This window comes from Providencia sp. (genome assembly GCF_040396775.1).
Taxonomy (GTDB): Bacteria; Pseudomonadota; Gammaproteobacteria; order Enterobacterales; family Enterobacteriaceae; genus Providencia.
Map to the genome: position 1 here is coordinate 142,426 of NZ_JBEBNT010000006.1, position 18,996 is coordinate 161,421.

General features: G+C 40.5%; 17 protein-coding genes. 10 read left to right on the top strand and 7 right to left on the bottom strand.

Translation table 11 applies throughout. The features are described from left to right. Positions 1 to 353: 353 nt before the first annotated feature. Entirely contained in the window at positions 354 to 527 is a 174-nt protein-coding gene (gene hemP, locus ABWP91_RS09375; protein WP_225819117.1) for a hemin uptake protein HemP, read from the bottom strand. A gap of 329 nt (positions 528 to 856) precedes the next feature. On the opposite strand from hemP, the gene ABWP91_RS09380 reads away from it, so the two are divergent. From ABWP91_RS09380 to uhpC, 4 genes are all read left to right on the top strand, one after another. After that, positions 857 to 1,177 (top strand): helix-turn-helix domain-containing protein, encoded by a 321-nt coding sequence (locus ABWP91_RS09380; protein WP_353243041.1) that lies wholly within the window; start codon positions 857 to 859, stop codon positions 1,175 to 1,177. Further along, positions 1,174 to 2,430, top strand: coding sequence for a type II toxin-antitoxin system HipA family toxin (locus ABWP91_RS09385; RefSeq protein WP_353243042.1), 1,257 nt, complete (start codon positions 1,174 to 1,176; stop codon positions 2,428 to 2,430). The genes ABWP91_RS09380 and ABWP91_RS09385 overlap by 4 nt, the downstream gene beginning before the upstream one ends. 63 nt (positions 2,431 to 2,493) lie before the next feature. Beyond that, positions 2,494 to 3,123: a Rossmann-fold NAD(P)-binding domain-containing protein gene (locus ABWP91_RS09390; protein ID WP_353243043.1), complete on the top strand. Its 630-nt coding sequence runs from the start codon at positions 2,494 to 2,496 to the stop codon at positions 3,121 to 3,123. Between the two features lie 183 nt (positions 3,124 to 3,306). Further along, positions 3,307 to 4,632 (top strand): MFS transporter family glucose-6-phosphate receptor UhpC, encoded by a 1,326-nt coding sequence (gene uhpC / locus ABWP91_RS09395; protein ID WP_353243044.1) that lies wholly within the window; start codon positions 3,307 to 3,309, stop codon positions 4,630 to 4,632. A 55-nt stretch (positions 4,633 to 4,687) separates the two neighbouring features. On the opposite strand, the gene ABWP91_RS09400 is transcribed toward uhpC, so the two are convergent. From ABWP91_RS09400 to ABWP91_RS09420, 5 genes are read right to left on the bottom strand one after another with little or no spacing between them, the layout of a single operon-like run. After that, positions 4,688 to 5,632: a DUF1177 domain-containing protein gene (locus ABWP91_RS09400; protein WP_353243045.1), complete on the bottom strand. Its 945-nt coding sequence runs from the start codon at positions 5,630 to 5,632 to the stop codon at positions 4,688 to 4,690. Then, positions 5,632 to 6,357, bottom strand: a complete 726-nt coding sequence (gene pepE, locus ABWP91_RS09405; RefSeq protein ID WP_353243046.1) for a dipeptidase PepE — start codon at positions 6,355 to 6,357, stop codon at positions 5,632 to 5,634. The genes ABWP91_RS09400 and pepE overlap by 1 nt, the downstream gene beginning before the upstream one ends. Further along, entirely contained in the window at positions 6,354 to 7,556 is a 1,203-nt protein-coding gene (locus tag ABWP91_RS09410) for an aminotransferase class V-fold PLP-dependent enzyme (protein ID WP_353243047.1), read from the bottom strand. The genes pepE and ABWP91_RS09410 overlap by 4 nt, the downstream gene beginning before the upstream one ends. A gap of 21 nt (positions 7,557 to 7,577) precedes the next feature. Next, positions 7,578 to 9,206: an OPT/YSL family transporter gene (locus ABWP91_RS09415; RefSeq protein WP_353243048.1), complete on the bottom strand. Its 1,629-nt coding sequence runs from the start codon at positions 9,204 to 9,206 to the stop codon at positions 7,578 to 7,580. A 56-nt stretch (positions 9,207 to 9,262) separates the two neighbouring features. Continuing rightward, a complete protein-coding gene (locus tag ABWP91_RS09420; protein WP_353243049.1) occupies positions 9,263 to 9,976 on the bottom strand; it encodes an IclR family transcriptional regulator in 714 nt (237 codons plus the stop codon). A gap of 473 nt (positions 9,977 to 10,449) precedes the next feature. Here ABWP91_RS09420 and galE point away from each other — a divergent pair, with 473 nt between their 5' ends. The 6 genes from galE to ABWP91_RS09450 all read left to right on the top strand — a co-directional run bounded on the left by galE (position 10,450) and on the right by ABWP91_RS09450 (position 17,885). Then, the gene (gene galE / locus ABWP91_RS09425) at positions 10,450 to 11,475 is read left to right on the top strand and encodes a UDP-glucose 4-epimerase GalE (RefSeq protein WP_353243050.1); all 1,026 of its coding nucleotides are present in this window, start codon (positions 10,450 to 10,452) and stop codon (positions 11,473 to 11,475) included. A 12-nt stretch (positions 11,476 to 11,487) separates the two neighbouring features. Beyond that, on the top strand, positions 11,488 to 12,540 hold the full coding sequence (locus ABWP91_RS09430; RefSeq protein WP_353243051.1) for a UDP-glucose--hexose-1-phosphate uridylyltransferase: 1,053 nt from the start codon (positions 11,488 to 11,490) through the stop codon (positions 12,538 to 12,540). Between the two features lie 91 nt (positions 12,541 to 12,631). Next, entirely contained in the window at positions 12,632 to 13,783 is a 1,152-nt protein-coding gene (gene galK, locus ABWP91_RS09435) for a galactokinase (RefSeq protein WP_353243052.1), read from the top strand. Positions 13,784 to 13,803: 20 nt separating this feature from the next. Then, positions 13,804 to 14,835, top strand: coding sequence for a galactose-1-epimerase (gene galM, locus ABWP91_RS09440; RefSeq protein WP_353243053.1), 1,032 nt, complete (start codon positions 13,804 to 13,806; stop codon positions 14,833 to 14,835). 136 nt (positions 14,836 to 14,971) lie between these two features. Next, positions 14,972 to 15,976 carry a substrate-binding domain-containing protein gene (locus ABWP91_RS09445; protein ID WP_353243054.1) on the top strand — a complete coding sequence of 335 codons (1,005 nt, stop codon included), beginning with the start codon at positions 14,972 to 14,974 and terminating at the stop codon, positions 15,974 to 15,976. 277 nt (positions 15,977 to 16,253) lie between these two features. Next, a complete protein-coding gene (locus ABWP91_RS09450) occupies positions 16,254 to 17,885 on the top strand; it encodes a sodium/sugar symporter (RefSeq protein ID WP_353243055.1) in 1,632 nt (543 codons plus the stop codon). An 86-nt stretch (positions 17,886 to 17,971) separates the two neighbouring features. On the opposite strand, the gene ABWP91_RS09455 is transcribed toward ABWP91_RS09450, so the two are convergent. Further along, positions 17,972 to 18,838 (bottom strand): NmrA family NAD(P)-binding protein, encoded by an 867-nt coding sequence (locus tag ABWP91_RS09455; RefSeq protein WP_353243056.1) that lies wholly within the window; start codon positions 18,836 to 18,838, stop codon positions 17,972 to 17,974. Positions 18,839 to 18,996: the final 158 nt, after the last annotated feature.

An 18,996-nucleotide genomic window follows, 5' to 3' on the forward strand; every position in this document is an offset into this window, starting at 1 on the left:
GATACTCCGTAAAATTTCATTTTTTGCTAGGCTAATTAGCGAAAATAAAAGGCTATTTATGTAATAGTGAAAATGCGCATAAACAGGCATGTAGCCCATCAGGGGGATAGGAGGTTGGCATTACATAGGGAGCTTCGAATGTAAGATGCGCAGGAATATCACAAGGTGTGCGAGTGATGGTTGCGAATTTTACGTGGTCGGAGTATGACCTTTTTGTTTGCTTTTTGGATGAAAAACCAGCAAATACAGACGACAGTTTAAACTCCATAGAAACCTATTCCTATGTTTTAGATTAAGCTGGCTGCCTGGATGAGTAACCTAGGTGGCTTGCGGATAAAATTTTTGTTGGAACGTTACTTCGTTAAAATCAATTTACCTGTACGCGTTTGCCTTAACTGGTAAAGCTCGCCATTGTGCTGTATGGAAACCTTTCCTGTCGGCCCCAAGAGCTGTTGGCTCTCTACGACGTCAGTTTTGATTGTTTGCTTGGCCGTTTCGGCGATATTTTCTGCAACTGGCGCTGTCATATTATTTACCATGCTAACTATACTGATAACAGAAATGATATTGAGAATGATTATCTTTATAATTATGACCAATATCAAGTGATTTTCACAATCAAACAACAAAAGAGCTACAAAGTTCAAATTCTGACTATTAACAACCTTATTGTTGTAAAATGATCATTTACAATCTATAAGTTGTATTTTTAACAAAAACAACTAAAGAGTTGTTTTTTTGTGTTTAAAACAACATAGAAATTGTTTTTTGATACTTTACAATGCTAAGATTGTATTTTAAGCAATAAACATCACTTAAGTTGTAAGTTGAGTGTCCCATATAAGAAGGTTAGGTTATGGACGAGATTAAAAAGATTGCCAATATGTTGACTCAACAACGAAAAAGTTTAGGTCTTGAGCAAAAAGATATGTATATGCGCATCGGTATGAAGCAGCAACAATACCAACGTGTTGAAGCGGGTAATGATATTAAATTATCAACATTTCTCCGTGTGCTTGAAGGGCTAAATTTAGAGCTTTCAATCGGGCAAAAGGGTTCGAGTAAATCATCAGTACTTGGTTCAAATCCTAACAATCAATCTGAAGAATGGGGGAATACAGAAATACCGGAAAATGATGATCTCGATTTTTGGTCAAATATCACGAGGTCTAAATGAGTAAGCAAATTGAAAATATTGAGGGGCTTAAAATCCAATTATATGGTTTGGACATCGCAATTGTTGTTCATTATGCAGGGGGGCGAAATATATTAACGTTTCACCCCGATTTTGTTGGTATGCCATTAGAAGAACGCCCAGTATTTACATTGCGACAGTTGATGGATATTAATTACCTTAATAAACCTTTGATGAGTCAAATAAAGCTTCCACCCGTTTTATCCAATTTACTACCTGAAGGGGTATTAAGAGAATACACTGCCAAGGCAATTAAATGCCAAATTGATAATGAGTTTTCACTTTTGGCATATTTAGGCCGCAATTTATCCGGCGCATTATGTATAGACCCAATTAGCGCTGGGAATATTCCTGATTGGGCATTGGCATATCGAACGTCTACGGAACCACAGCAAATCGATGTTAAACATGTAGATAATAAGTTTTCATTAGCGGGTGTTCAAATAAAATTTTCATCTTCATATGTAGACGGACGCTATTATGTAAACCAAGCAATTTCTGACGATATGTGGATTATTAAAACACCGTCTACACTGCATAAAGGTGTTTCTGTTAATGAATATACTTGTATGAAACTAGCAGAAAGTGTTGGCGCGGAAATTCCAGAAATACGCTTAATTAGATTAACTGAGCTAGATGGGCTTCCCAATATAAAATTAGCTGATGAAGAATATGCTTATGGGATTAAACGGTTTGACCGTAGCGCAGCTGGGCGAATTCATACAGAAGATTTTGCCCAAATATTTGGCTTATACCCTAGTGATAAATATGAAAAAGCGAATTATGAGCTTTTAGGTAAAACACTTTATCATTCAAGTTCCGAGAAATATAAAGATATTCAACAAATGGCGAGGAGATTATTAATCAATATTTTATTAGGTAATGGAGATGCGCATTTGAAAAATTGGTCGCTAATCTATCGAGATAAAATATCCCCTTGTTTATCACCACTATATGATGTGGTTTTCACGAGCCCTTACATTGAGAATGATAAATTAGCCTTAAATTTGGCAGGAACAAAGCAATGGCATAAAATTACGTTGAAACATTTTGAACGCTGGTCACAAGATGTCGGCGTTCCTTGGGTTGTTGTAAAGCCGCATTTGCAAGATGTTATTCAGCAAGCAAGGGCGAATTGGCCATCAATGCTAAAAGAATTACCTATGTTCCCAGAACAAAAAAGGCAATTGCATCAACATTGGCAGCAGCTAAGTGATGATTTTATCATTAAGTGATTTTATTATACGTTTTTCGGTTTATTGCCATGACGCATTGTTCATAATAAAAGGCGATTACTCATGAAAATATTACTCATAGGTGCAACTGGCTTAGTGGGGAGCCATGTGTTAGAGCAAGCGCTTGCAGACCCTCGTGTTAGCCAAATTATTGCCCCTGTACGCCATGCATTGCCCGAGCACCCAAAATTATTCGCGCCGATTGTGGATTTTGAACAGCTTCCCGATGACGCCCACATTTGGGAGGTGGATGCGGTTATTTGTACGTTAGGGTCAACAATGAAAGTGGCAGGGTCAAAAGCCGCGTTTCGCCAAGTTGATTACACCTATCCGTTAGCATGTGCAAAACTTGCTAAAAAGTGGGGTTGCCTGACGTATGCGTTAACCTCTGCATTAGGGGCGAATGCTAACTCGCCATTTTTTTACAGCCGAATAAAAGGGGAGCTTGAACAGAGCTTAATCGACTTGAATTTTGAGTCATTGACATTAGTGCGTCCTAATGTCATTAGCGGCCACCGTAATCAAGAGCGTCTTGGTGAAGTGGTTGTTATTCGTATTATCTCTTGTTTATCCCGCATATTACCCGCTAGCTGCCAAATTAGCCCTGCCAAAAATATTGCGAGCGCTTTGTTAAATTCAGTTATTCATCCTGAAAAAGGGGTGAAAATGATTTCATCAAAACAACTAGCATAACAATTTGTTGGGTAATTTTATTTTCGTGTTATAGACAAAGTAAGAAAAAGTGCATTATTTGACGCATTTAACATTTTGAAATAAAAATGTAACAAAAATGTAATATTTAAGTGTATTCACTTATTGTTGCTTCCTATTTATTGTCATATTTTTGCCTGCTTGTACTTTTAGACGGGGTTAAATATGTCAATATTTAAAGAACAACCAGATATACCAGTAACAATGTCGAAATCTGAAATCGACGCTAAATATAAATACTGGCGATTACATTTAATGATTGTGAGCTACATTGGCTACGCAGTTTTCTATTTCACACGCAAAAGCTTTAACTTCGTGATGCCTGAGATGCTAACAGACTTAGGGATCACCAAGGCGGATATCGGTATGGTAGGAACCGCGTTCTACCTAACTTATGGCGCTTCTAAATTCTTGTCTGGTATTATCGGTGATAGGTCGAACCCACGTTATTTTATGGGGATTGGCTTAATCGCAACAGGCGTTGTTAATATTCTATTTGGTTTAACCTCTTCAATATCCATGTTTATTTTCTTATGGATGGTGAATGCGTTCTTCCAAGGTTGGGGCTGGCCGCCATGTGCTAAAATCCTCAATACGTGGTATTCGCGTAATGAGCGCGGACTTTGGTGGGCGATTTGGAACACCTCCCATAATATTGGTGGGGCGATAATTCCTATCTTATCGGGTGGTGTTGCACTCGCACTCGGTTGGCGTTACGGCATGATCATCCCAGGTATCATTGCTATTGTGATTGGTATTGGGTTATGTATCTTCTTGCGTGATAGGCCTCGCACGATGGGGTTACCCACTGTTGGTGAATGGCGTAATGACCTTGAAGAACTCAAGTATGAAGCTAAAGGCGCAGGTTTGCCTTTAGGTCAAATTCTGAACGAATATATCTTCAAAAATAAAGTGCTTTGGGTTCTCGCGATTTCCTATGCGGTTATTTATATTGTCAGAACAGGTATCAATGACTGGGCTAACTTATATTTAATTGAAGAACATGGCTTTAATTTGCTTTCCGCGAACGCAGTCGTGATGATGTTTGAAATTGGCGGTTTCTTTGGTGCCATTGTTGCAGGATGGGGCTCTGACTTAATCTTTAAAGGTAACCGTGCGCAAATGAACGTGATTTACGCACTGGGTATTATTGTCACATCATTCTGTTTATGGATTGTGCCCGTCGATAATGAATATGTGTTTTCGTTCTTATTCTTTATGACGGGTTTCTTTATTTTCGGCCCGCAGTTCTTAATTGCAATGGCGGCGGCTGAAAACTCCCATAAAAATGCCGCAGGTGCATCGACAGGTTTTGTGAGTTTATTCGCCTATATTGGTGCATCAATCGCAGGGTATCCATTATCTATTGTAATTGAAAAATACCAATGGAATGGTTTCTATTCTTTACTGTTAACTTTATCTATTTTCCTAATTTTACTGCTGATCATTGCGATGGCAATGACCAAAAAGAAAGTAATAATAGAAGATTAATTAGTATAATCTGTTGAAAGCCCACAATTAAGTGGGCTTTTTTTAGTAAAGCTGATTAGCCTTGGATCTGGGCTAATGAGCCGTATAAATTATAAAGCTCTTCATATTCAGCTTGTTGATAGAACTGAATACGACCCCAACAAAATTGTTTGGCTACTTCCACGGTAAAACGCGTCGCATCAATCAGTTCACTTTCATAACTTGCACCAGTATCACTTCCTGGAACAATGGTTTTCGCGGTAATGGCTAAACCGACAACAGGGGCAGGGGTGGCAACATGGGGTTGCATGATGGAATTAAAGTGATAAACCCCGTTGTCATAAGGGGAAATATCTTGCGTTGTAATCGGGAATGTTTTGGCTACATCACCTGTTGCATACTCCAACAAGCGCACTAAATCAGGGGAAACGCGTAAAATATACCCCTGCTTTGCAGTGGGTGAAATAGCGATACCCCGGTGTTTAATAATGCTATTGCCTTTTGAGGTGTCGATTGACAAAATCGCATCCATTTGTGCATCAACTTCGTAGGTATTCATTGTTGATGAAGAAACGGGCATACCCATAAAGTCGACAGGGTCATGGGGGGTGATTGAAACATGCGTGGCGATATGTGAGGAAATAATCACATCGCCTTTCAACCGGTTGCCTTTGGTGGCCATATCCAGCAACTTCATGGCACTAGCAAACGCAACAATGGAGCCATCCGCATCTGATACCAAGCCCATTCTATTCGGTTGTGCTTGTTGAGCGCCTAAACGGCCGATGATGCCTAATGTGGGATAGCTGCCACCGGAAAGCTTACCTTCAGTGCCTTTTAGCGTCACTTTAATAAAATGACAAAGTTGGTTAGGGTCTTCAGGGGCTTCGTAGGGAATTGAAGTCACTTGAATATTGGCATATTCCACACCCACCGAATGCAGTAATTCCGCCATTTTGGCACCATCTACGTGAGGGGTATCAAGTAAGTCATACACTTGGCTGATATAATTAAGTGACATCAGTTGGCTCCTTTAATCATATCTAAGCGAAACGGTTGATTCGCTGAAATCTCTTCAATTTTATTTGGCCCCCTCATCCAGAGTGCGTTTTGGTCACCTAAAATAGTGCCTTGTTCATTTTCTATAAATAGCGCGGTTCCTTCATATAAGGCAATTAATTCTTCATTCGGATTAATGGTTAAAAATTCATTTAAGCGCTCTTCGCGGCTTTCACCATTATGACCGACAGGTTTGCCTGAAATAAAATGTGGATTAATTTGGAAAGGGGCGATATTCAGCGCATGAAAAGAGGGCGGCTGTACAATCGGCATATCATTGGTCGTTCGTATGCTTGGTGTGGCAACATTACTGCCAGCACTCCATCCCATATAAGGCGTATTTTCGTGCTTAACGCGCTGTGAAATTAGCTCAACAATTTTTGCATCGTATAGACGTTTTAGTAGCGCGAATGTGTTCCCACCCCCAATGGCAATGGCTTGCGCATTTTTAACCGCAGCAACCGGGTCATTAAACCGATGAATCGATTTTAAATTGTACCCTAAAGCATTAAATACAGGTTGGACAATCGCGTCAAAGTCATCAAAACTGAATGTCACCGCAGCGTAAGGGATAAATAAAATTTCTTGTTCTTTATGTTGTAATAAGCGGTGGATTTGTTCATTTGCATGTTCTAAATAATTCATATTTCCCATTCGTGAACTACTCATTAATAATGCTTTTGTCATTTTTTATATTCCTTAGTGATTTTCTGAATGGCAGTAATTAATCGGTCTATTTCATTTTCATTATTAAAATAATGTAATGATATACGAGCCATTTTTTCTATTTGATAAAATTTTAAAATTGCAGTTGCCATAAAATGGCCTGATTCAATAATGATATTTTTGCTTTCTAGTTGCTGCATTAATATGTCGGAAGGGATATTACGAATATTAAATGGAATAATCCCTATTCGCTGGTGGCTATTATCAGGACCGTAAATTTCAATACCGGATAATAAGGCAAGCTTTTGCATCGCATAGGTGGTTAATTCACGATTCCGTTCCTCTATTTGCAAAATGCCTAGCTGGTTTGCATAGTCTAGGGCGGTATTCAAACTGATAATTGCAGGCACATTAGGGCAACCAGCTTCAAAGCGTTTAGCTGTTTTAGGCAGAACAATACGGCCAGTATTGCTATCAATACTGCTATTCCACCATCCTGCTAGCATTGGTATCATTGATGGTATTTTATCTTCTTTAACAAAAAGAATGCCGCTACCTTCGATGGCTCTTAATCCTTTGCGTCCGCAAGAGGACATAAAATCACATTGCCAATCATGAACATTTACCTGATACATGCCAAGTGCTTGAGAAGCGCTGACGTGGCTAAGCACATTGTGCTGCTTTGCGATTTCACAAATGGCTTTAACGGGTTGCATAACGCCTGTGATATTCGAAAGTGCGACAAAACTGATCAGCTTCGTTTTGTGAGTAATGGCTTGTTTGACTGATAGTGGGTCGATAACACCTTGGCTATCTGCTTGAACAGTGACTATTTTTATGCCTTTTTCGTCAGACAGTAATTGCCAAATAGAGATGTTGCTGAGCATTTCAGTATCTGGGATGATCACTTCGTCCCCAGCCTGCCAAGTGATCCCTCGAGCAATTAAACTGATGGATTCCGTCCCATTTTTGGTAAATGCAATTTCAGTTTCTTTCGCGCCAATAAAGGTTGCCATTTTCTGCCGGCAGATTTCAACTTGTTGGTAGGTTTCTTTACGAAAACTGGGTAGATAAATTCCCAGTTCCGCCGTTTTATCTAAGTAATTTTTTACAGCATCAATTACTGGTTTTGGTGGAGGAGCTGCCGCCCCCGTATCAAAATAAGCAAAATGTTGTGAAACTAATGTATCGTTTGTGACATGAGACCATTTGTTCGTCATTATTCATTTCCTCTCATCAAATTAGCGAGCCCACAAAGCGAGCAGCTTGGCCTTTAGGGTTGGTAAGAAGGCTTTTGCTGTCGAATACAGCGCATCTCCTGCAATCAAACCGCCTGCAAAGGTCGATATTTTGTCGGAGCTGACATGAAAGAAGCGCTCAATGATTATCCGCACGGCTAATGCGACGAGGACTGTCCAGCCTGCGATGGGGTAGTTGATCATTAAGCCTGTAGAAAACAGAACGCCGATCTGGTGTTTAGCTCCGCCAATTAATTGGATCACTGCACCTGGAATTGCCCACAGGAGTAGCATCATGGCGACATCAGACGAGCTTCCCGCTTGAATAGTGGCAGCATATAAACGAGAGGCAGGGACAATTTTGTCTTGCTGGAAATAAAAATCATAAGTGAGCGCCACAACAACCAATGCACAGGTAAAACCAATAATGGAAGCAAAGTACTGTTGTTTACGACCAAAGCGTTCCGCACTTTGGTTTTTGCCATAACCGCGGATCATAAAGCCGGTTTTTAGGTCGAACCCCATATCAGCAAAAGCGGGACCTGTAGCGACACAGAAACCGACAAGCACAGCAAGCGCTTCTGGTGGAAAGCCAATTAAAACACCAATCATTAATGAGATAAGTGCCGCGGCAGTGGCGGGAAACCAGCCCGAGTGCATGGCGGCCATACCGACAATCATTTCTTGAATTAAGGCGGCGAGTGTCGCAAAAATTAGAAAGCCGATTAACTGGGGTAATGTCATGGTGACAAATATTTGGCTAATAAATGTCAGAGCTAATGCCGTTAAGAAATAAAAGATAGCCCCTTTCATTAACGTTGATTTAATGCGGCGACTGCTTTGGGCGAGTTCTTCGCTTTCTTCCTGTAATGGATCATCATTTTTCTTCTGACGAAAAACAATTGCGCCAATTTGAATCAGAGCAACAATACCTGCACCAATCATCACCCCATGAGGTACATAGTTTTCATATAAATTATAAGTAATTAAGCCTGATTCAGAAAAACCACGGATCAGTAAACCGATGGCAAACATGAATAACGCAAAGATGCTGCCAATAAGGGCGATACCTGCCGAGGCCATAGGGATACCGAAACCAGCACCCACCGCACCTGCTGTAAAACCAGCAAGTAGCGCCCCCAGCCGTTTTCCGCCTTTATTTCCGGCCCAGAGCGTTTCTGCTGTGGCAACACCTGCTGGCCATGATGCACTCGCTGGGTAAGCTTTGGTATTAAAGAGACCATATAACATCGTGCCATCAATAATAATGGCAAAAAAAGCCCCTGCCATCATAGGGTAAATAAGTTCAGGGAGGCCTAATACCCAAGGGACACCGATAGCAACCATCAAGCCATTAGCTGCCGCAAAGGTAGCCGCAGAAATACTGGTTTGAATTAAATTTTGTGCATCAATAAACTTAAATGAAGCAAATATACCGATAGGCAATCGAGATAATAAAATAGCTAATACGGCACCTATAATGGAGGTATTTGCAGATATTCCGAGGGTGACGATAATTTGAATACCAATAATGGCACCCACAAAAGATAATATAACTATAGCAATTAATATTGCTGGTGAAAAAATAGATACACGTACCTCAGTATCATTTTTATCATGAGATAGATTCATAGAGTTACCTATTTTAATTAATTATTATTTAATTCTTATAATTTATGTTTCCATATTTAAAATATGGCGGATAACTTACTGGCTGTGGATTTTAATAATGGATAATATTCAGTTAAATTTTTACTTTGGCTTGATGCAGCAATACAGAGTGAACCTAAAACACCTTTTTCAAATGAAAAAATAGGAACAGATAATCCTTGCGTTCCCACTAAATAAGCTTCTTTGGAATAAGCGTACCCTTCATCAGAATACAATTTTAATTGTTTTTTTAATATTTTATTGTCTTGTAAATTATGTTTTTCAAAATACTCATCAATATAGGAGACATCCATCGAACTGAGAATAATTTGCGTAAAAGGGGCTTCATGCAATGATAACGCTTCACCTTCTTTTGAGGTAAAACGAATAAGGTGATCACTTTCTAAAATAAAATTGCAAATGGCAATGTCATTATAGCGACGATAAATAAACACAGTTTCATGGGTTTTGTCTGCAAGGGGGCGTAAGTAGTCACTTGCTAATTGCGAAAATTGCCGTGTGTTATTGGCAAGGTGGCCAATTTCAATACACCGTAACCCCAATAAATACTCTTTATTTTTATTTTTTTGCAAAAAGCCTTGTTCTTCTAAAATATTAAAACCACGTTGGACAACAGAAGGGCTTTTATCAATATGGCGTGCGAGTTCCCGCACTCCCCACACCGGCTTGTTAATTGAGAAATAATCAAGTAAAGCGAGGACAAAACCCGCAGACTGTAGTCGATTATTCATAAATTTCCCCTATGCATTAACGTGATAATTATATTTTATTGTTATTTTCATCGTTCCTTAATGAGGAACAGTGTTCCTATTTCCAGTAAAGATATAATTAGATGAAATGGCAGGGGAAGTAAATAGATTGTTGCCGCAGTGTTAAACGGATCACTTAATTAATCATTGTTTTATATTCGAGTTTTAAATTCGTTATCTAATCAATTGAATTTTAAAATTATTTTATTTTCCTGATGCGTTCCTACTAGCGACACAATCGTAATGAAGGAAATGTTTTAATGAGTTTAAACAAAGAGTATTGATTCACTTTATACTCAGATTTAGGTTTTCTTGGCTATTTGTAGGGGATCTTTATATTTTTTGTGTAAACGTTTACACTAAATCGAGATTGATCACAGAAGCGGATGGCAACTCATTGTTATACTCCGCAGTAATGGCAAGTTTAACGATTAGAAAACGCATAGAGGTGAAAAATGAAACTGACTGAAGTGTTGGTCACAGGTGGGTTAGGGTATATCGGCAGCCATACTTGTATTCAACTAATAAAAGCAGGGTTTTCACCTGTTATCGTTGATAATTTATATAATGCAAAGTTGGAGGTTCTTAATCGTATTGAAAAATTAACGGGTGTTCGTCCTGCATTTTACTCATGTGATGTTCGTGACGAGCAAGCGCTCAATGATATCTTTGCTACCCATCAATTTTATTCAGTGATCCATTTTGCAGGGTTAAAAGCAGTCGGTGAATCAGTCGAAAAACCAATTGAATATTATGATGTTAACTTAAATGGAACTTTAGTATTGGTACGCTGTATGCAAAAAGCGAACGTAAAGCGTTTAATCTTTAGCTCCTCAGCGACAGTATACGGCCAGCCTCATACATTACCTATCACTGAAGATTTCCCGACTGGGGACACTCAGAGCCCCTATGGTACCAGTAAATATATGGTTGAACGCTGCCTTGGGGATCTCTACCAAGCTGATAACACTTGGTCAATCTCGGTTTTGCGTTATTTTAACCCTGTTGGTGCGCACCCTTCAGGATCACTCGGTGAAGACCCTCAAGGTATCCCAAATAACTTAACACCTTATATTACACAGGTTGCTGTTGGGAAAAGAGAAAAACTGGCGATTTATGGAAACGATTACCCAACCATAGATGGGACAGGGGTTCGTGATTATATCCATGTGATGGATTTGGCGGATGGGCATGTCGCTGCGTTACAAGGCGTCAGCGATAAAGCAGGGTTGCATACCTATAATTTAGGCTCGGGTTGTGGCGTCAGTGTGCTGCAAATTTTGCAAGCTTTTGAAAAAGCGGTAGGAAAACCCATCCCGTATGTATTTGAACCTCGTCGTGCGGGGGATATCGCAGAATATTGGTCTACTCCTGAAAAAGCATATCGCGAACTGGGCTGGAAAACTCGCCGTACCATTGATGATATGGCGGTAGATAGCTGGCGCTGGCAATTAAATAACCCCAATGGTTACGGTTTATAGGAGAGTGATTGGATGAACACAATGCAATTTAACCCATCAGACTGTCCTCATCGACGTTATAACCCATTAACCGGGCAATGGGTGTTGGTTTCCCCTCACAGAGCCAAACGTCCTTGGAGCGGCAGGGATGAAAAGCCAGCGGTAGAAAAGTTACCCCATTATGATGAGAGTTGTTTTCTTTGCCCTACCAATACACGGGTTTCAGGGGAAGTGAACCCTAACTATCAAGGGACGTATGTTTTTCAAAATGATCATGGGGCTTTATTGGCGGATGCCTGTGCACAACCGAAAAACCAGTCTGAATTATTTCAAGCTCAATCGGTAAGTGGTGTTAGCCGTGTGATCTGTTTTTCACCCGATCACAGTAAAACCTTGCCTGAGCTTTCATTGTCTGAAATTAGCGGCGTGATAGACACGTGGCAGCAGCAAGTTAGTGAGCTAAGTGAGCATTACACATGGATTCAGGTGTTTGAAAATAAAGGTGAAATTATGGGGTGCTCACAGCCGCATCCCCATGGGCAAATTTGGGCGAGTGACTTCTTGCCTAATGAAATTGAGCGTAAAAACCATTTTTTATCTGAATATTATCAACGCCACGGCACTAACTTATTAATGGATTACGTTAATGCAGAGCAACGGGATGGCTCACGCATTGTGGTTGAAACAGAGTATTGGGTGGCACTGGTGCCATATTGGGCGGCTTGGCCATTTGAAACATTATTACTGCCGAAACAACACATTAAACGCATGGATGAGATGAACGATGCCATTCGTTTGGACTTGAGTGTTGCGCTAAAAAAACTGACTTGCCGTTACGACAACCTATTCGAATGTTCATTCCCTTATTCAATGGGGTGGCATTTTGCGCCGTATTTTAAAGAAGATAAAAGCATCGAGCATTGGCAGTTACATGCGTTGTTCTACCCGCCATTACTGCGTTCTGCAACCGTGAAAAAATTTATGGTGGGCTATGAAATGCTGGCGGAAACTCAACGGGATTTAACCCCTGAACAGGCGGCTCAACGCCTTAGAGACGTGAGTGATAGGCACTACAAACAGAATTAAGCCTAAATACACTGATAGAAATACACCTAATTAATATTTGTTTGGTTTTTATTTTCCGAGCAAATCAATTTTATGATTAAGGAACACAATAATGGAATTACTAAAACAGACGGTTGCTCGTTCATTTGAAAAAACATTTGGTTACCCAGCGGAAATCTATGTGCAAGCACCTGGACGAGTCAACTTGATTGGTGAACATACCGATTATAACGATGGTTTTGTTTTACCTTGTGCAATTGATTACCAAACTATGACAGCTGCATCAAAACGTGCAGATCGTATTATTCGCGTTGTTGCTGCTGATTATGAAAATGACTGTGATGAATTTAGCCTAGACGAAGAAATTACATTTTTACCTGAAAAAATGTGGGCGAATTATATCCGTGGGGTGGTTAAGTTCTTATTAGAACGTGGTTTTTCATTTAACGGTTGTGATATTGCGGTTAGTGGAAATGTGCCACAAGGCGCGGGTTTGAGCTCTTCGGCTTCATTAGAAGTGGTGATAGGGCAGACAGTTAAGAGCTTGTATCAGTTAGATATTAGCCAGCAAGAGATTGCGCTTAATGGTCAACAGGCAGAAAACCAATTTGTCGGCTGCAATTGCGGCATTATGGACCAACTCATTTCTGCCTGTGGGGACGAAGGGCATGCTTTATTGATTGACTGCCGTAGCTTAGAACTGTTTCCTATTTCTATCCCTGATGATTTGGTTGTGATGATAATCAATTCAAATAAACAACGTGGGCTGGTTGGGAGTGAATACAACACGCGTCGTCAACAATGTGAAGAAGCGGCGAAAACCTTTGGCGTTAAAGCATTGCGTGATATGAGCTATAAAGACTTTGTACAGAAACAGCATTTATTGCCTCCCCTTGTTGCTCAGCGCGCAAAGCATGTTATTAGCGAAAATGAGCGCACGTTATTAGCCGCTAAAGCATTGACAGAAAACAATTTACTGTTACTTGGTCAATTAATGGAACAATCGCATATTTCTATGCGTGATGATTTTGAAATTACTGTTACAGAAATTGATACTTTAGTGGATATCGTGAAATCAGTTTTAGGCTCTCAAGGTGGTGTACGCATGACGGGTGGCGGTTTTGGTGGTTGTGTGGTTGCATTGATGCAACAGCAGCTTGTTAAGCCTGTCATCAATGCGGTTGAAGCCCAATACGCAGATGCAACAGGTTTACATGCAGATATTTATGTGTGCCAACCAAGTCAAGGCGCAGGTGTTATTTAATTCGAGACAAAGGATTGTTTATGCAAAAGATTGACTCCGTGCCACTTGCACCTACTGTTGTGACGTTAACCAATCGCAGTGGGATGCAAATTACTCTGACAAACCTAGGGGCGAGTTGGCTAAGTTGTGTTTTACCGCTCGAAAGTGGACAACGTGACGTTGTTTTAGGTTCACCGAATATCGCCAAACAAAAGGAGCAGGCGGTGTATCTCGGGGCGACGGTAGGTCGTGTGGCAAACCGTATTGCAAATGCGCAATTTTCGGTTAATGGGAAACGACATAACGTCACAAATAACCAAGGCCGACATTGCTTACACGGCGGAAAAGATAATTTTAGTTATCGAGTCTGGGGTATTTCGCAGCAAAATGCACACCAAGTGGCTTTTTCGCTCATTTCACCAGATGGCGACCAAGGCTTTCCAGGGGAGCTAATGGTTGAGGTAAGTTATGAATTAACAGAAGAAAATCAAGTTGTTATTCGTTATCAATACCAAACAACACAGGCATGCCCAGTCAACCTAACAAACCATACGTATTTTAATCTTGCGGGGGAAGGGGCGGGCGAAACCGTATTAGATCATGAGCTTGAAATCCAGAGCGGCTATTACTTACCGACTGATTTAGACGGCATCCCGACGGGAGAATGGAAAAACGTGGCCAATACACATTTTGACTTTCGCTGTGTAAAAACAATTGGCCGAGACTTTTTACAAGATGAAGACCAAAAAGCGGCTCGAGGCTATGACCACACTTTTATTCTTGAAGAAACATTAACTGATGGCCAGCACCCCGTTGCATCGCTACGCTCTCCTAACGGGGATGTGCAAATGAATGTTTTAACAACGATGCCATCAATGCAGCTATATACAGGGAATTATTTAATTTCAGTGGCAGGAAAAGTGGGAGAATATGCACCTTATTCAGGGGTTGCATTTGAAACGCAATTTCCTCCTAATGCAGTAAACCACCCTGAGTGGGGGGCTAAGTACAGCCCGATTTCACAGCCTGGACAGGTTTATATTAGTGAAACGTGTTACCAGTTTATTTTCTAAACATAGTGTTTTGCATGTTCAACACCGCGATTTGGCGGTGTTTTCTTTTGATTTAAACAATTTAATTATGCGTTATGCCATTGTTTTTAATCCTAGCACATTGTTTAATAAGCCATCCTAATTGTAGAGGTGCACGATGGCGACAATCAAAGATGTAGCGAAAGAGGCGGGCGTTTCCGTTGCAACTGTTTCACGGGTGATCAATAAGTCACCAAAGGCGAGTCAAGCCTCGATTGAATCAGTGAATAAAGCCATGAATAAGCTTGGCTACCGCCCGAACGCTGCTGCACGTGCCCTCGTCAATCAAAGTTCAAACACTATTGGTGTGTTAGTCAACGATGTTTCGGACCCCTTTTTTGGTGTTATGGTTAAAGCCGTCGATGCAGTGGCTCACAAAAATGGCAAACATATTTTAATTTGCAATGGTTACCACAATGCAAAAGAAGAGCGGCAATCAATCGAGTTGCTGATCAATAACCGTTGTGATGCGCTGATTATCCACTCCAAAGCCCTTTCTGATGACGAATTAATTGAATATGCGAAAGAGGTTCCCAATATGGTACTGATAAATCGCCATATTGAGGAAATTGGCAATCGCTGCATTTCGTTGAATAACTACAAAGGGGCGTATTTAGCAACGGAACACCTTATTCGCCATGGTCATACTAAAATTGCTTACATTTCGTCGAACCATCAAATAGAAGATGCAGTACAGCGTTTATTAGGCTACCGTGATGCCTTGAAAAATAACGGTATCACGCTTTCGGATAGCTATATTGAGTACGGCGTGCCTTATGGTGAAGGCGGTGAACAAGCCATGACTAATTTGCTCACTAAATCTTTAGAAATAACCGCAGTAGTCGGGTATAACGACTTCATGGCTGCGGGGGCGATTGCGGTACTCGATGAAAATGAAATTAATGCACCTGATCAGGTGTCCGTGATTGGTTTTGATGATGTATTAATCGCACGTTATATTCATCCGCGCTTAACCACAATCCGCTATCCGATTCAAATGATGGCAGAAAAAGCTACACAGCTAGCCCTTTCTCTTGCTCGCGGTGAAAAAATCTCGGGTGATAACTTAATTTATTCGCCTACTTTAGTACAACGAAACTCTGTTCGCCCATTGCATTCGTAATTCCTACGTCGTGATAAATATTAAAAATCGTATTTCATGATAACGTTTACATTTATTTTTGATGTTTATCACGCCTTTGTAGGTGCCACAGATTTATTCTCATCTAAATCGCCTCTTTTATCTTTATGAACACATTGATCCTAGCCGATTTACTGAGTTTTAACGTGTTAAATAGCCATAAGTAAGAAGATTGTGAAAATATGTGATTCACATAACGGAGTTATTTTGTGGTAACGTTTACACTAACTTCGTTATCACTTGGCGAAGGAAATTTATTATGCAGACAGAAGGTGTTGGATTAAGCACTTTAGACTACGGGATATTTATCCTGTATGTGCTAATCATTATTACCGTCGGGCTTTGGGTATCCCGAGATAAAAATGGGCAAAAAAAAGGAACAAAAGACTACTTCTTAGCAGGGAAAACATTGCCATGGTGGGCAATTGGTTCATCTTTAATCGCAGCAAATATCTCCGCAGAGCAGTTTATCGGTATGTCAGGCTCTGGGTTTTCTATCGGGTTAGCCATTGCTTCTTATGAATGGATGGCAGCATTGACGCTGATTATCGTTGCTAAATATTTTATGCCTGTATTTATAGATAAAGGTATATTCACTATTCCTGAGTTTGTTGAAAAACGCTTTAATAAAACATTAAAAACCATCTTAGCGGTATTTTGGCTGGCTTTATTTATCTTTGTTAACTTAACGTCAGTACTGTACTTAGGCGCATTGGCATTACAAACTATTCTTGGTATTCCAATGCATTACGCTATTTTTGGTTTAGCATTATTTGCGGTTATTTACTCCCTGTATGGCGGTTTATCTGCGGTTGCATGGACCGACGTGGTTCAAGTCTTCTTTCTGATCCTCGGTGGTTTCTTAACCACGATTATGGCGGTGAGCTATATCGGTGGCGATGCAGGTTTGTTTGCTGGTATGAGTCGAATGGCAAGTGAAGCACCAGCACACTTTGAAATGATCTTGAGCCAAGATAATCCACAATTTAGTAACTTACCGGGTATTGCGGTACTGATTGGCGGCCTTTGGGTAGCAAACCTTTATTATTGGGGCTTTAACCAATACATCATTCAACGTGCATTGGCTGCTAAATCGATTGGTGAAGCACAAAAAGGCCTCGTGTTTGCGGCATTCTTAAAACTCATTGTGCCTATTCTGGTAGTGGTTCCAGGGATTGCTGCATTTGTGATTGTCTCTGACCCCGCATTACTTGCTGGTTTAGGGACTATGGCTTCAGAGCATATGCCAACCTTGGCACAGGCGGATAAAGCTTATCCATGGTTAACGCAGTTCTTACCTGTTGGTGCGAAAGGTGTCGTATTTGCTGCGTTGGCCGCTGCGATTGTTTCGTCGTTAGCTTCAATGCTGAACTCTGTGGCAACCATTTTTACTATGGATATTTATAAAGAATATATTGCTCCTGCGACAGCTGACCATAAATTAGTGAATGTTGGGCGGATCAGTGCGGTTGTGGCGTTAATTATTGCCTGCTTTATTGCGCCGTTACTTGGAAATATTGGCCAAGCTTTCCAATATATTCAAGAGTATACAGGACTAGTCAGCCCAGGGATTTTAGCGGTATTCTTGCTGGGGTTATTCTGGAAGAAAACCAATGCGAAAGGTGCAATTATTGGTGTGCTACTCTCCATCCCATTTGCACTATTCTTAAAACTAATGCCACTAGGAATGCCATTCCTTGACCAAATGATGTACACCTTCTTCTTCACCGCTGTAGTTATTGGTTTAATCAGCCTAACAACTTCAAAAGAAGATGACAGTCATGGTGCGATTGTTTTAACGTCTGAAACGTTTAAAACATCAACAGGGTTCAATATCGCATCCTACGCAATTATGGTTATCTTGTGTGTGTTATATGCGTTGTTCTGGTAATTTGCTAACACATTGATATAACTAGTTGTAAAGCCCACGTAGGTGGGCTTTTTTGCATTCAGGCTAACGTATTCAATTGCTAGGCTCTATTTAAAATAGTCCTGATGCTTAATTAAAAACTCTTTAACACTGACAGGGGCTTTCTTGGTTATTTTTTGGAAATTATCAAATACCATTCCTTCGCGAGACAACTCCCCCGCAGTAAATGCCACATAATGGTCGTAGATGCTTTTCATATAAGCGAGTTCAAGCGCATTTGATTGCGCGAAGTCCCAAAATTCTTGGGGGTCATTTGCTTGATAGCGAAATGGAAGGTTTAATTCATCTGTCAGCAAGGCGGCTATTTGAGAATAGGTTTTATTTTCGTAACCTAAACGGTACACTTGCCCATAATGCTGCTCTGGTGAGATGAGACAGTGCGCGGCTAATTCAGCGACATCGGCACAGTCAACCCAACTTAATATGGCGTCGCCAAAATAAGAGTGAAGCACCCCTTTGTCTGTACTATTCTCCCCCTGATAACCTAATAAATTTTGCATGTAAGATTCAGGGCGTAAATGTGTAAATTGAATACCAGACCATTCAATATAGCGTTCAATCAGTTGATGCCATGCCCAATGTGCAACCTGTGCATTATCATCACCGCAAGCCCCTAAGTGGACGATGTAACGAACACCACTCTGTTTTGCAATGTCGATAAAAACTTTGCTTTGTTGCAGCATATCAATGGTATAGCCCGTCATCATAAAAATTGAGTCGATACCATTAAGGGCCAGCTTGATGGTATTTGGTTTGTTGTAATCCATTTCAACGAGTGGATAAGGGAGATCAATGACGTTATCCGGGTTTCTTACGGCAAGAACAACGTCTTGATAGCCTTTTTCTTGAAGAGATTGAACTAGATAGCGACCAACTTGGCCTGTTGCACCCGTCACTAATATTCTATTTTTCATTATTTATCACCACTTATTACAGTACTTTGGTTATAAAAACCGAAAATGGTTATTGATGTTTAATTTTATTTAAAATCAATGAGTTGTGGTTTTTCTTGTATTCAATCTTAGCACGAAAGCTGGGGAAGCAGTGTGTTCTAGACTGCTTTGTTTGGATT

Bases quoted from the DNA above. Each gene is read 5' to 3' on its own strand.
- ABWP91_RS09455 (WP_353243056.1), bottom strand. From the start codon at position 18,838: ATGAAAAATAGAATATTAGTGACGGGTGCAACAGGCCAAGTTGGTCGC.
- galK (WP_353243052.1), top strand. From the start codon at position 12,632: ATGGAATTACTAAAACAGACGGTTGCTCGTTCATTTGAAAAAACATTT.
- ABWP91_RS09415 (WP_353243048.1), bottom strand. From the start codon at position 9,206: ATGAATCTATCTCATGATAAAAATGATACTGAGGTACGTGTATCTATT.
- ABWP91_RS09410 (WP_353243047.1), bottom strand. From the start codon at position 7,556: ATGACGAACAAATGGTCTCATGTCACAAACGATACATTAGTTTCACAA.
- hemP (WP_225819117.1), bottom strand. From the start codon at position 527: ATGACAGCGCCAGTTGCAGAAAATATCGCCGAAACGGCCAAGCAAACA.
- galE (WP_353243050.1), top strand. From the start codon at position 10,450: ATGAAACTGACTGAAGTGTTGGTCACAGGTGGGTTAGGGTATATCGGC.
- ABWP91_RS09420 (WP_353243049.1), bottom strand. From the start codon at position 9,976: ATGAATAATCGACTACAGTCTGCGGGTTTTGTCCTCGCTTTACTTGAT.
- ABWP91_RS09380 (WP_353243041.1), top strand. From the start codon at position 857: ATGGACGAGATTAAAAAGATTGCCAATATGTTGACTCAACAACGAAAA.
- uhpC (WP_353243044.1), top strand. From the start codon at position 3,307: ATGTCAATATTTAAAGAACAACCAGATATACCAGTAACAATGTCGAAA.
- ABWP91_RS09390 (WP_353243043.1), top strand. From the start codon at position 2,494: ATGAAAATATTACTCATAGGTGCAACTGGCTTAGTGGGGAGCCATGTG.
- ABWP91_RS09445 (WP_353243054.1), top strand. From the start codon at position 14,972: ATGGCGACAATCAAAGATGTAGCGAAAGAGGCGGGCGTTTCCGTTGCA.
- pepE (WP_353243046.1), bottom strand. From the start codon at position 6,357: ATGACAAAAGCATTATTAATGAGTAGTTCACGAATGGGAAATATGAAT.
- galM (WP_353243053.1), top strand. From the start codon at position 13,804: ATGCAAAAGATTGACTCCGTGCCACTTGCACCTACTGTTGTGACGTTA.
- ABWP91_RS09400 (WP_353243045.1), bottom strand. From the start codon at position 5,632: ATGTCACTTAATTATATCAGCCAAGTGTATGACTTACTTGATACCCCT.
- ABWP91_RS09385 (WP_353243042.1), top strand. From the start codon at position 1,174: ATGAGTAAGCAAATTGAAAATATTGAGGGGCTTAAAATCCAATTATAT.
- ABWP91_RS09450 (WP_353243055.1), top strand. From the start codon at position 16,254: ATGCAGACAGAAGGTGTTGGATTAAGCACTTTAGACTACGGGATATTT.
- ABWP91_RS09430 (WP_353243051.1), top strand. From the start codon at position 11,488: ATGAACACAATGCAATTTAACCCATCAGACTGTCCTCATCGACGTTAT.